Annotated in this window: 11 protein-coding genes and 1 other RNA gene; 7 read left to right on the forward strand and 5 right to left on the reverse strand. The window is 51.3% G+C overall.

The window, feature by feature from the left end:
• Nucleotides 1-20: 20 nt before the first annotated feature.
• Nucleotides 21-3,377, reverse strand: a complete 3,357-nt coding sequence (locus tag OQ371_RS17405) for a ThuA domain-containing protein (RefSeq protein ID WP_265994330.1) — start codon at nt 3,375-3,377, stop codon at nt 21-23.
• A 206-nt stretch (nt 3,378-3,583) separates the two neighbouring features.
• Between OQ371_RS17405 and OQ371_RS17410 the strand changes: the two genes are divergently transcribed.
• Together OQ371_RS17410 and ssrA are read left to right on the forward strand one after the other, a co-directional pair.
• Entirely contained in the window at nt 3,584-4,216 is a 633-nt protein-coding gene (locus OQ371_RS17410; RefSeq protein WP_265989456.1) for a hypothetical protein, read from the forward strand.
• Between the two features lie 38 nt (nt 4,217-4,254).
• Nucleotides 4,255-4,626, forward strand: a transfer-messenger RNA (tmRNA) gene (gene ssrA / locus OQ371_RS17415).
• Between the two features lie 852 nt (nt 4,627-5,478).
• Here the strand turns inward: ssrA and OQ371_RS17420 are convergent.
• Together OQ371_RS17420 and OQ371_RS17425 are read right to left on the reverse strand one after the other, a co-directional pair.
• On the reverse strand, nt 5,479-5,727 hold the full coding sequence (locus OQ371_RS17420; protein ID WP_265989457.1) for a hypothetical protein: 249 nt from the start codon (nt 5,725-5,727) through the stop codon (nt 5,479-5,481).
• Between the two features lie 432 nt (nt 5,728-6,159).
• Nucleotides 6,160-6,738, reverse strand: coding sequence for a DUF2911 domain-containing protein (locus tag OQ371_RS17425; protein ID WP_265989458.1), 579 nt, complete (start codon nt 6,736-6,738; stop codon nt 6,160-6,162).
• 299 nt (nt 6,739-7,037) lie between these two features.
• Between OQ371_RS17425 and OQ371_RS17430 the strand changes: the two genes are divergently transcribed.
• The 3 genes from OQ371_RS17430 (at nt 7,038) to OQ371_RS17440 (ending at nt 9,659) form a co-directional block, all read left to right on the forward strand.
• Nucleotides 7,038-7,922: an oxidoreductase gene (locus tag OQ371_RS17430; RefSeq protein WP_265989459.1), complete on the forward strand. Its 885-nt coding sequence runs from the start codon at nt 7,038-7,040 to the stop codon at nt 7,920-7,922.
• Between the two features lie 24 nt (nt 7,923-7,946).
• Entirely contained in the window at nt 7,947-8,786 is an 840-nt protein-coding gene (locus OQ371_RS17435) for an SDR family oxidoreductase (protein ID WP_265989460.1), read from the forward strand.
• 63 nt (nt 8,787-8,849) lie between these two features.
• Nucleotides 8,850-9,659: a helix-turn-helix domain-containing protein gene (locus OQ371_RS17440; protein ID WP_265989461.1), complete on the forward strand. Its 810-nt coding sequence runs from the start codon at nt 8,850-8,852 to the stop codon at nt 9,657-9,659.
• Nucleotides 9,660-9,668: 9 nt separating this feature from the next.
• Here OQ371_RS17440 and OQ371_RS17445 read toward each other — a convergent pair whose 3' ends face one another.
• Both OQ371_RS17445 and OQ371_RS17450 read right to left on the reverse strand, forming a co-directional pair.
• Nucleotides 9,669-10,439 carry an MBL fold metallo-hydrolase gene (locus OQ371_RS17445; protein ID WP_265989462.1) on the reverse strand — a complete coding sequence of 257 codons (771 nt, stop codon included), beginning with the start codon at nt 10,437-10,439 and terminating at the stop codon, nt 9,669-9,671.
• Between the two features lie 264 nt (nt 10,440-10,703).
• The gene (locus tag OQ371_RS17450) at nt 10,704-11,111 is read right to left on the reverse strand and encodes a hypothetical protein (protein WP_265989463.1); all 408 of its coding nucleotides are present in this window, start codon (nt 11,109-11,111) and stop codon (nt 10,704-10,706) included.
• A 305-nt stretch (nt 11,112-11,416) separates the two neighbouring features.
• On the opposite strand from OQ371_RS17450, the gene OQ371_RS17455 reads away from it, so the two are divergent.
• Together OQ371_RS17455 and hemF are read left to right on the forward strand one after the other, a co-directional pair.
• Nucleotides 11,417-12,043, forward strand: coding sequence for an AlbA family DNA-binding domain-containing protein (locus OQ371_RS17455; protein WP_265989464.1), 627 nt, complete (start codon nt 11,417-11,419; stop codon nt 12,041-12,043).
• A 134-nt stretch (nt 12,044-12,177) separates the two neighbouring features.
• Complete coding sequence (gene hemF, locus OQ371_RS17460; RefSeq protein WP_265989465.1) at nt 12,178-13,077, forward strand: oxygen-dependent coproporphyrinogen oxidase; 900 nt, start codon at nt 12,178-12,180, stop codon at nt 13,075-13,077.
• The last annotated feature ends 4 nt before the right edge of the window (nt 13,078-13,081 follow it).

A 13,081-nucleotide genomic window follows, 5' to 3' on the forward strand; every position in this document is an offset into this window, starting at 1 on the left:
AACGTTAAAACCGGCTTGTTTTACATCGTCTCGGCATTGAACTGAATACCGTCCAGTGCAAACAACGGTTTGCTGCCGGCATTCGGATTGACATAGACAAAATAGAGTTTGTGCAAGCCCGTCACGGGAGCCTTGATGGCAATATCCACCGACTCCATTTTGTCGCTTTTCACTTCGCCGGAGCCCAGCAGCGTTCCGGTGGGCGAGTCGAGCCGAACTTCCAGCTTGCCGCCGGCCATGTATTGTGGGGACGCCGAACCCGTTACGGTCAGGCTGCGGATACCGGCCAGGTCGATGTCATTGAAGAAGAAATAGCTGTTCGATTTGGCACCGAAAACGATTTCGCTGCCCGACGGCAATTTGTATTTGGATACATCCTTGCTGCCGTCGAAGCTGGCGGCTTTCATTTTCGCGCTGCGCAGAGCTACCGTTGAGGTGCCCGTCAGCGGACCAATGGCGCTGCTGCCTTTGTCGGTGTAGCTGGCCGAGAACAGATAGGAACCGTCTTTCTCCTTGGCCGATGTGGTATACGTACCTTTCAGCGGTTTTTTGTCGGCCTTCTTCGTATCGGCCAGCGACATGACGTAGCTTACCATTTCTTTCGCTTCGTCTTCTTTCAGCTGCGGGTGGGCGCTCATGGCCTGTTCCCCCCAGACACCGCCACCGCCTTCAATGACTTTCCGAGCTAGTTTGTTAACGATTTCCGTCCGGCGTTCCTTGGCGTATTTCTTGGCGACGTCCTGATAAGCCGGTCCAATCGACTTTTTGTCGATGCTGTGGCAGGCTTTGCAGTCGCTGAGTTCGATCAGGCGTTTGCCGGTTGCAAAACCAACGTTGGCCTGGTGGCCCTGCGCCAGCAGCGTTTTGTCAAAGCCTTCCAGGTAGTTGATTGTCATGGTTACGTCTTCCGGGCTGATTTTACCCGCCGACAGCGCGCCATCTTCTTTATCCACTACTTTTACCTCGTATTCAACGGGTTTGTTGTCGAAATAGAAGGTTTTATTGCCCTTCACGGCAACTTCCACTTTCGGCGTTTCGTTACCGACCCGAACTTCGAGTTGCTTGGTCGAAACGTTTCCGGCCGCGTCGGTTACTTTCAACGTCGGGTAGTAAACGCCCGGTTTGGCGTAGGTGAACGTCGGATTGGGCTGGGTGCTTTTCGGCAAGCCTTTGCCAAACGTCCACTCGTATTTGATAGCGTCGCCGTCGTAATCCAGCGAACCTTTCGACGTGAACCGAACGGCCAGCGGAGCCGCACCCACCAGTTGGTTGGCACTGGCCAGGGCTACCGGTTTGCGGTTTCCGGCGTTGTAGGTGATGTGCGTCAACCGGGCGTCGTCGTTCTGGGCAAACCAGTTCTGGCCATATTCCAGCATGTACAGCGAGCCGTCTTTGTGGAACTGCATGTCGATCGGGTGGCTGAACTTCGTGCTGGGCATGAAGGTTTCCATCTTCACAAAATCGCCTTCTTTCGTCATCGTGACCGGGTGAATCCAGTCGCGAATCCAGTCGTAGGCGAAGAATTTACCGTCGTAATGGCGTGGGAATTTCACCGAGCTATTTTCGTAATCATCGTAATAATACACCGGCCCCCCCATCGCATTCCGGCCGCCTTTGCCCACAATTGGGCCAAACTCCGGCGAGTCGGCGTACGGGTAATAAATAAACGCTTTCTGGGCCGGGGGCAACTCCCGCAAACCCTGAATCCGTTGCGAGGGGTTGATCGGTTTGGCCGGATCGTACGACGGACCGGAGGTGCTGTCGGCAAAATTAAACTGGCGATACGCCCGGTTGTCGGCTACGAATAGCGGCCAGCCGTAATAACCGGCTTTGCGGGCCTGATTTACCTCGTCATGACCGCGCGGCCCGAATTTTTCAATGTCGTTGGCGGCATCCGGTCCCACTTCACCCCAATACAGGTAGCCGGTGCGCTGATCCACCGAGATGCGGTACGGGTTCCGGTTGCCCATCACGTAGATTTCGGGCCGGGTGTTGGGCGTTCCTTTCGGGAACAGGTTGCCTTCGGGTATTTCGTACGTGCCGTTATCGAGCGGCTTGATGCGCAGGATTTTACCGCGCAGATCCATCGTGTTGCTCGAAGTCGTCAGGGCGTTGTATCCTTCGCGGCCCGGGCGGTCGTCGGAGGGGCTGAAGCCTTTGGATTCGAACGGGTTGGTATCGTCGCCGGTTGACAGGTACAGGTTGCCCGACTTATCCCAGGCAATCGAGCCCCCGGTGTGGCAGCATTTGTCGTCGCGCTTTACCGTGACCCGCAGCAGAACCTGCTCGGTTTCCGATTTCAATTCCCCTTTTTCGGCATCGAATTTAAACCGCGACAGGTGCTGGGCCGTATCGGCTTTCCACTTGGCCGCGTCGGGCGAGTAATACAGGTAGAGCCACTGGTTTTCCTTGAATTTCGGGTCGATGTTCATACCCATCAAACCGTATTCCTGCTTGGTATACACCGGCAGGTTGGCAACCACTTTTGTGGCTTTAGTTTTGGGGTCATACATCTTCAGGGCGCCTTTGCGTTCGGTGAACAAGACTTTGCCGTTATCGAGCACCACCAGTTCCGTCGGTTCATCCAGTTTTTCGGCCAGGATTTCCCGGTTAAACCGGTTTTCTTCCGGGAACGGCATCGTTTTGGCTTTGGCGTAGTCGAGCTTCGCAGCGGCTACCGACTGAATACCGCCCAGCAGGTGTTTCAGGTAAACGGGGTTCGTAAACGTCTCGTCGGGGTGACCGAAGTTGGTGTAGAACACCTTACCGCCGTCGTAATCGTGGTACCACGACATCGGGTGGTTGTCGCCCATTTTTCCTTCCTTGTACGTTTTCTCGTCAATTTTCACGAGCACGTTTACGTCGGGATTGAAATTTTTAAAGTCGTAAAACTCGTCTTTGATCTTCCACTTTTCGGGAAAGCCAAACATCGACGCGTGATTTTTATTGGTCACGTACGCTTCGCCTTCCTGCACGTTGGGGTTGCCGGGGTGGCTGGCGAAGTAGCCGCCAACCAGTTTGCCGTACCAGGGCCAGCCGTATTCGGTATCGGCGGCCGCGTGAATACCGACGTAACCGCCCCCCGCCTGAATGTAGCGTTCAAAAGCGGCCTGTTGCGCATCGTCCAGTACGTCGCCGGTGGTGCTGAGGAAGATGACGGCACTGTAGCGTTTGAGGTTGTCTTCGGTAAACTTGGCCGAATTTTCGGTTGTATCCACTGCGAAACCGTTCTCCTTGCCCAGCTTCATGATGGCTACCTGTCCGGCGGGAATGGAAGTGTGGCGGAAGCCCGCGGTTTTGGAGAAAACTAATAAGCGTTTCTGGGGTGCCTGCGCCACCGCCCAAAAGGACGAAGCCGCCAGACAACACACCAGCATCCACGACCGGAGCGCCCGTAAACGCAACGAGGATAGGGGATTGAAAGAATACATAGAGGTTAGTTAGAAAACCGTGTTGTAGGAAACCCGCCTTATAAAAATTTGGATTTCAAATAGACTTTTACAAAGCTTCAAAAGTACAAAAAAAACGGCCCGATAGCCAAGCCTGTGCCGTATCTTTGCGGCAGAATTATTCAAGTTTTCAAATGGAATTTACACACCTGCTAACCCAAGTTGTGGCCGACGATGCGCTGCACGCCCGCTGGCTGAATACCCTGTCGATGATGGAAAATACCGGTGCCCGCAAGATTTCGGCGGCCGAACCCAAAACCACCGTCGATCTGCTGATGCTCAAACACGCGGCCGAAGAAGCCCGCCATGCCTACTATCTCAAGAAACAGATTCAGAAACTTTCCAAATCGGACTGCCCGACCTACGAACCCGTCTATCTGCTGGCCCCCACCGACAGCCACGCGTACCTGAACCGGCTCGATGTGCAGGTGTGCCGGTATCTGAAGGAAACGATGGGCCTGTCGGGTGCCGAATTGAAATACGCGGCTTACCTGCTGGTAACGTACGCCATCGAGGTACGCGCCGACGAATTGTATCCGGTCTACCAGGACGTGCTGACCGAAGCAGGCAGCAAGGTGAACGTGCGATCGATTATCGTGGAAGAGGAGGGGCACCTGGCCGAGATGCTGCGGCAGATGGAAACCTTCTTCGGAGACGACTGGCAGCGGCACGCCGGGCGGGCCGTGGAAATTGAGACGGGTTTATACAACGCCTGGCTGGAAAGCCTGACGGCTTTGGGAAAAATTGATGCTGGGAGAGAAAACTAAATTTTCTACCTTTGTGTTATCTACTAGAACACGCATCTGGGGACGACCGGAATTGACAGCTTGTTGATGCTGCGTGTAAGCATGTCGGGAGTTGAGGGCATTTCCTGTATAACAAACCTTCGAACAATAACTGGCGAATATAACTACGCCATGGCTGCCTAATCCGGAGGATTAAGCAATAGCCATTGTCTCCCCGGCTTCTGTGCTGCTGGCTGGATCAGGAGGCATCGACTCGCAGTACTGGCTCGGTTTATGGTGTTAACGGCCGAGTAAGACACAAGCACCTACGGATGAGGTTTGGCCTGATGCGAGCCGGTCCGATTCCCGACAATTCCAATCGCATCTAAACATGTAGAAAGCACGACGGTTTCCTTGTCTGGACCAGGGTTCGACTCCCTGCGTCTCCACCCAAAAACCTCTACGACGCTGTAGAGGTTTTTTTTATGGGGTATGTGTGGGGGCAAGTTCCGGCTCCTGAATGCTCCGACTCGTCATAGACTGAAGGTATCGGGGAGGAGGAGCTTGAGTAAGTTCCACTAAACCCCATAAAACAAAATCGCCCTGGCACAGTGCGCAGACAGGGCAATCAAAAAAGGAAACGTTATAATTTGTCTAAATCAGGCACATAAATCGTACCAAGAGACAAAAAAACAAGTATACGGTTATCGGTTGGGATCTACTGTAACTCGAATTGCGTAAAGGTAAGGATGGCGGCCAACGTATTTGAAAACGAATGCAGTACGAGCTTGGCCTTAAAAATTGTTTAAATTCCGCTTCGAAGATTTTTATTTATTACCATTTCAAAGTCAACTTGGGCTGGTTCTTCCCAAATTACAAGTAAATTAAATAAACTTTCATAAACAGAACCCGGCAAACTACCGGGCCTGTAACCTATCTAACATATTGGAAAGCACAAGGCTTTCGATACCAATTTATTAGCTGGAAATTAAACCCGGTTAAAAGTGGAGTTAAACGTCCATTAAATCCCCGTTGGCAAGTATAAACATCGCTGTTTAATCCGGTTGAACTGATCTCCGAACAGTAGATTTATTGGTAAACCCTTAACTATTCTTGTTAAGATCTCTTAAAGCTCAATGGCTATACATCAATCTCTCGTTGGTTGATTCAGGACATTTAGCATCGCTCGTTCTTCGTTGCAGCGGATATAAAAAAGAGGGTCGGGGCTCCTGATCCGACAGTATTAAAAAGAAACCCGGCTAGCTGCCGGGCCTGACTTCTTATCAATAACCTGGATTTATAAATTATACCCGAAGACTTAACAGGGCTTTGCCGCCTTCCTTGACCAGCGCCTGGGCCGATTTAGTACCTACCACCCAATAGATGAGTTCTTGTTGGTGTTTAATCACGGTATGCTCTTTTCCGGTTCCGCGGTGTTTGCGGATGCAGGCCACCATCGCTTCGATTCGGTCGGTATACTGATTTTGCCGGGCCTCTTCCAGCGCACTGGCAAGCTTACTCAGGTGAATGTACGCGCGGATAGAATTGATCATATCTTTTTGGGTTGTATCATTGATTCATCACACTTAAACTATTTGAGGGCAATTTATCGTCGTTTAATTGCGGCTCCAAATTAATGGCATCAACAGCAGTTTCTGGTACATGAACGGTTAAATTGAGTACCTAAACGTGGATTCATAGACATAGGGAAAAAAGGGGAGCGTATGGGTGCCATCAAGGCTTGTCTGGGAATCGGGCATAGTTTAAAAGCCTTTTGGCTGACTTTCGCGGACGGATTTATAATCGGAGAAAAGAACGATTGGAGTTTATACCCGTTTTCCTGATTCAACGGACCTGACTTTTAACACCAGAGGGTTTGCTATAGCTTCCAACCGGCGTTTCTGGCAAAACAATGGCCAACGGATGTCCGTTGGCCATTGTTTTTTTGTTTTTATGAGCAATTCTTACTGCCAGCAAGAGTTCGATTACATTGAAATTGGCAGTGCGACGGTTGCTGTATCCCACCCCATGTACATCACGGCGGTTTTGGCGTCTTTTTTGGCAAATTGAATCGAGAAATTCTCGACGATGCTGTCTGATTTTTGCACCGGTACGGTTACACGCGCCACGTCCAGGGCTTGATTGTAACTGTAGGCTCCCCACTGATCCACATCCGAACTGATGATGATTGTCCACTCGGTTTCGTTGGGAATCGCTAACAGCGCGTAGATACCCGCCTTGATTTTTTTACCGCCGATTGTTACGTCCTGATAAAATTTGATTTCCGGGGCTTCGTTTGCGCCCACTCGCCAGACTTTTCCGTACGGCGCAAGTTTTTGGAAAACGTCCCGTCCGTTTTTTGCCGGACGACTGTAGGTGATCCGAATCATGGCTTTGTCGGTACCAATTTTAGCGGGAGCAAATTTACGGTCGTGGGCGTAGTCGTCCGGATAGTAAGCCATGTCCATCGGTGATTTGTCAAGGCCGCGGAACGTAAACGATTGGGCATGAGCGTCCATGACGGAAAGAAGAAGCAAGCTTACAAGTAAAGCAGTTTTTTGCATAATGGATTAGAAAGTTGGTAATCGGTGTATGACCCGGAAAGCTGGGCAAGATACTAAACTCATGACTCATCATACTACTGGAAGATGAGAAGGCCACGCAAATCATTGTCCGGCGCGGCTTTCCATCGGCCAGAATGCTCAAAAAAGAAAATCCCGCCTATACCAACAGAATGCATTGAGGAAAGGCTCGCTAAAACCTGACACCATGGTGAGCGTTTCAACAAACTAACATTGAGCTTTACAACAAAGCCGTTTGCGGAATTTTGGCCGACTTTTGTCGAAAATTAAAAGCAAATACCATGACAAATGTTTGGTTTATAACCGGCAGCGCCCGCGGACTCGGCCGTAGCCTGACCGAAGCCGTGCTGGCGAAAGGCGACCGGGTGGCCGCAACCGCCCGCAACCCGGAACAGTTAAAAGATCTCACCACTCAATACCCGGATCAGATTTTACCGCTGGCGCTGGACGTAACGAACAACGACCAAATCCGCTCGGCCGTTGAGCAGACCGTAACACATTTCGGGCGTATCGACGTGCTGGTGAACAACGCCGGTTTTGGGATTATCGGCGCGGCCGAAGCCTTCACCGACGAGCAGGTACGCAGCCAGTTGGAGACGAACCTGTATGCACCCATTGCCGTAACCCGACTTGTGCTGCCCTACATGCGCAAACAGCGTTCCGGCCGGATCCTCCAAATCAGTTCCGCCGGTGGACGGGTCGGAAACCCCGGTATTTCCATCTATCAGGCGGCAAAATTCGGCTTGAGCGGTTTTAGCGAAGCACTGGCCAAAGAGGTGGCTCCGCTGGGTATCCGGGTTACTGCCGTTGAACCCGGTGGATTCCGTACCGACTGGGCGGGTGCGTCCATGACGTATGCTCCCACGATCGAGGGCTACGAAACGACCGTGGGGGCGCGGGCCGACTTCTTTAAAAGTGGTAAATTTGTTCCCGTTGGTGATCCCGACAAAGCCGCCAAGGCCATGCTGGATCTGGTTGATCATCCCGAACCGCCGGTGCATCTGGTGATGGGAAGCGAAGCCATCGGTATTTTGAAAAGCGCCGATGCCGCCCGAACGGCCGAACTGGAAAAATGGTTACCAGTCAGCCTGTCTACGGATCACGAAGAATCCACTGATTTTCTGGCGACAAAAGAAGGACAGTGGTACATCAGTCAGAAGAAGTAAAGACAACCTGAATGCCGTTTAGAAATGAATAAAACCGTAGTAATTACCGGAGCATCTTCGGGCATTGGAAAAGCCGCAGCCAAAAAATTTGCGGCAGAAGGCTGGAACGTCGTTGCCACCATGCGAAATCCGGAAAAGGAGCAGGAACTGAGCCTGCTTAAAAACGTGCTGGTGACCAAACTGGATGTCCAGCAACCGGATACCATTGCAACGGCCATCCGGGAAGGACTCGATCGCTTTGGGCAGATCGACGCGCTGATCAACAACGCGGGCTACGGTCAGAACGGTATTTTTGAAGCCATGACGCCGGAGCAGATTCAGCAGCAGTTTGCCGTAAACGTTTTCGGCGTTATGGACGTCACGCGGGCCGTTCTGCCGCATTTCCGCCACCGAAAACAGGGAGTAATCCTGAACATCAGTTCGGGGGCGGGGCGCTTTACGCTGCCGATGCTGTCCCTGTACTCGGCTTCCAAGTTTGCACTGGAGGGGTTTTCGGAAGCGCTTTCGCACGAGTTGTTGCCGTTGAACATTTTCGTCAAGATCATCGAGCCGGGCGGTACCGAAACTAATTTTAGCAACGTAACCCGCGAAGGTTTTGCCTACAACCCGGAGCTGACCGATTATGAACCGTTTCGGGAGGCCGCCGGTCAGCTATTTGCCAACCTGATCGGGCAGCGGCTGGTGACGGCCGACGAAGTGGCGGGTGTCATTTATTCGGCGGCTACCGACGGCACCGATACCTTGCGGTATGCTATTGGTAACGACGATTTCATGGGGCGGCTGACAGCCCGGGCGACCCTGCCGGATCAGGAGTACATCAACATCATCCGGCAGGGGTTCATGCGGTTTTTACCGACCCCCTGACGTGTTGAGAACCGGACTTTGTTTCGCGACGATTCCGGTTTTCTTTTCAAAATCTGATTTACCATGAACGAGGCTGTCGAGGTCAAAAAACTGCCGCAGATTCTGTATTCCTGCTACCTGGCCCGGAATCGGGAAGGGGAGCAGTTTGTGCCGGAACATATTTTTAGTTATCAAATTGCCGGATCTATTGTATTCAGCGATGGCGCAACAGAGCAAACGTTTAAGGAGGGCGAATTCCGGTTTCACAAACGGAATCAGCTCATTAAATTCGTCAAACAGCCGCCCGGAAACGGCGAGTTTAAAGCGCTGTCGGTCTATCTGGATCAGGATACCCTGCGTAGTTTCAGCATGGAGTACGGCTATAAAGCCGAAAAACCGCACGAAATTGGGAGCGCCATCCTACCGTTGAAGCCGCACCCCTTGTTGACGAGTTACATGGAATCCCTTGCTCCCTACCAGCAACCCAATCCGCCCACCGACGAAAATTTGATCGCTCTCAAATTGCGGGAAGCAATCCTGGTGTTGTTGCAGGCCAATCCGGAGCTGAAAGATGTGCTGTTCAATTTTGCCGAGCCGGGTAAAATCGACCTGGAAGCGTTCATGAACAAAAACTTTCACTTTAACGTGGAGCTAAAGCGGTTTGCTTACCTGACGGGCCGCAGCCTGGCCACGTTCAAGCGGGATTTTGAAAAGAAATTTCACCTTTCGCCCAGCCGCTGGTTGCAGCAGCGCCGGTTGCAGGAGGCCTACTACCGCATCAAGGAAAAAGGGGCTGCCCCCTCGGACGTTTACCTCGATCTGGGTTTTGAAGACCTGTCGCACTTTTCGTTTGCTTTCAAAAAGATGTACGGCGTCGCTCCGTCCAGGCTCTAGCGCCAACGCCTAATTCGCGCTGATTCGGAAAACCGGGGTTTCTTCGTTGCGGGACGCCACAATCAATTCCGTGGTGTTGAGGTGGGGCAGAAACAGATCCCGAACCAGTTGCGGGCAGTTGTTGTCTTTCGACAGGTGTGACAGCAGAACGTGGCTCATAAAAACCGGTTTGTGCGCCCGAAACAGCTCAAGAGCCTGCTGGTTGGACAAGTGACCTTTGCCGCCCCGGATTCGCTGTTTCAGAAAATGCGGATACCGCCCCTGGGCCAGCATTGCTTCGTCGTAATTGGTTTCCAGAAAAGCCGCATGGCACTGGCTGAAGTGGTGAATGAGCTGGTCGCAGGCTACGCCAATGTCGGTGAACACCCCCACCCGGGTGTCCTGGTAGGATACCGTAAAGCTGTGGGGATCAGCCGCGTCGTGGTATTTTGGGAATGCCGTAATGCAAAGGTTACCAATTTGAACGGGCTCGTGGCTGCTGAAAGACCGGATCGGGAAAACGTGCCGCACGAGTCGGGTGTTTTGCAGCGTTTGGGGCGTAATGAAAACCGGTAGTTGGTATTTTCCGGCCAGTTGCGAAAGACCGCTGATGTGGTCGGAGTGTTCGTGGGAAATAAAGATGGCTTTTATGTTCCGGATCGGTAACCCCAGCCGCCGGAGTCGCGTTTCGGCCTGACGGCAGGAGATCCCCGCGTCGATCAGAATGGCTTCCTGCTCATTGCCGACGTAGTAGCAATTTCCGTTGCTGCCCGAATTCAGGGAAGAAATAAATAGTGACATACCGTCGGTAAAGGTACCAAAAATAATCGGGAGTTTGTCTGAAAAACAAAACCCGGCCAAGCTGACCGGGTTGTTCCACTTACCAATCTCTATTAATAAGAAGGAGAAACGGGTGTTATCCTTCAAATAATAAGAGACCAATCGTGTTGTTTTATCACCACTTTTTTCAGATTAAATTTTCTCTAATCTCATAAGTGGCAGATAGTTAACTTGTTAGAATATGTACAAAACACACATTAAGCACCGTCGATAACCCCGTTGAGCCTATTTTTCAGGTTCTGCCTGTTCAGCAATTGCGTGGACGATCGTAACCGTCGACGATTTGGCCCCGGCCTGAGCCTTACCATCCTGAATTTTACCCACGATCAGCGCAGCCCGTGGACCAATGGTTTTGTCTAGTATTTTCTGCGAGGAACCGATTTTATGGTAGGTGCTGTCGAAATAATCAAACCGCACTTCAATCTGCCGGTACGCATAGGCGTCGGAAGTATTGGTCAGCGTGAAGTTGTGTTCATTCGTTGGCGGCTCGCCTGGATTGCCAGAATCGCTTTTTTTCCAGACCACCCGGTCAATCAGTAAATCGCGGTACGCATTGGAGGGAGGCTGGTTTTCCCGTTGTCCGGACTGGCAGGCAGCAAGGCTATAAAAAAGCAGACCGTAGATAAATTTCATTGCCAAAGTAGAAGTGATGTGTTATTAAGGGCTTAAATTGCAAAGAATAACGCAGGTTTTCTTACTTTATTAAGAAACTACAAAGCCCGGCTGCAAGTGCAACCGGGCTTTGCTAGATTTATCTATCGTACTATGAAATGAACTCATTCACACCAATACAGAAAAATCTAAAGAAAGATTATTCCGTGATGGTCTGAATAGCAAATTTAAGTAAATAGGGTAGAAAAACTTGGATGTACACGAATGAATATTTGTGGTGACATTAATTATCGAACAAAGACTTTGATTATTCCGATTTAAAATGTATGCGTTACAACCTCACCGAATTGATTGCTCAGGGAGAGGGTACCCGACTCGAGTTTAAATCAACGATTCATACGGCATACCGGATCGCCCGAACGCTGACGGCTTTCTCCAACACGTCGGGCGGTTTACTGATTGTCGGTGTGACGGACGACGGCCGGGTATCGGGCGTTGAATCCGAACTACACGAAATGCAAAAGATTGAAAAAGCAACGGATTTTCTAATTGATCCCGCCATCTCAATTAGCTACGAAGTGGTGCAGCAAGCCGGTCGGCAGGTTCTGCTGATTGATGTTCCGGAAAGTGACGAAAAGCCGCATTACGCCATTGATGAACGTGGTAATCGCACCATATACGTCCGGGCAAAAGATAAATCCATTCCTACTAATCGGCTGATGCTGACCAGTTCCAGCTTACCAGACAGCCAGTTGCTGCAATCAACAAACGTTCGCAACCTGATTCAGGTACTTCGAAAAACCGATTTCATTACGGCCAAACAATACGCTCAGTTGGTAAACATTTCGGAATACCGGGCTAACAAATTGCTCCAGCAACTGACCGAGCAAGGCCTGCTGATCATGGTTGATAAACCCCGACCCGTACGGTTTTCGCTCAAGATAACGGAGTAGCGATTACCCCACCGGTAGCCGCTAATGTCAATTAGTTACCAGACAGGTTACATACGGAGATTTCTTAAAATAAATTAAAAAAGTTATCGAATGGGCCATGTATTTTTGCCCATCTAAAACAGCCGCACTTTCGAATGGTAGTTGATAAACAACGAATTACCCAATTTTTTACCGAATTACAAGACACTATCTGTCAGGCGCTTGAGCAAACGGATGGACAGGGGCGCTTCCAGGAAGACCTTTGGGAACGTCCGGAAGGGGGCGGAGGGCGTACGCGCATTCTGCAAAGTGGCGCCGTAATTGAAAAAGGAGGAGTGCTGTTTTCGGCGGTTCATGGTCCGGCTTCGGAGGCCGTTCTCAAGCAGATGAACTCCCACGAACCGGCTGACTTCTACGCTACCGGGGTTTCCATCGTACTGCACCCGCATAGCCCGCTGGTACCGATCATTCACATGAACGTCCGGTATTTTGAGCTTAGCACCGGGCACAGCTGGTTCGGGGGCGGTATTGACCTGACACCCCATTACGTGGACGCCGAGGATGCCCGCTGGTTTCATCAGCAGTTAAAAGCTGCCTGCGACCGGCACGACCCGGCGTATTATTCCAATTACAAAACCTGGGCCGACGATTATTTTTTTATTCGTCACCGGGCTGAGACGCGGGGCATTGGCGGGATCTTCTTCGATTACCTGCGTCCGGAAAACGACGACCACAAGGCGGCTCTATTTGCTTTTGTTCAGGAGATCGGGAACACCTTTGCGCCGATATACACTCATTTTATGCAAAAAAACCGGTCCTTGCCTTTTGGCGAGAAGGAGAAAAAGTGGCAGATGCTGCGCCGGGGGCGGTATGTGGAGTTTAATCTGGTTTGGGACCGGGGCACCAAGTTTGGCCTGGAAACCAACGGTCGTACCGAGTCTATTCTGATGAGCATGCCACCGCAAGCCAACTGGATTTACGATTACCACCCCGAACCGGGTAGTCGGGAGGAGCAAACGCTCTTCGCGCTGAAGAAAGGCGTCAACTGGGTATAAAAGC

The organism is Larkinella insperata (assembly GCF_026248825.1).
GTDB classification, from domain to species: Bacteria; Bacteroidota; Bacteroidia; order Cytophagales; family Spirosomataceae; genus Larkinella; species Larkinella insperata.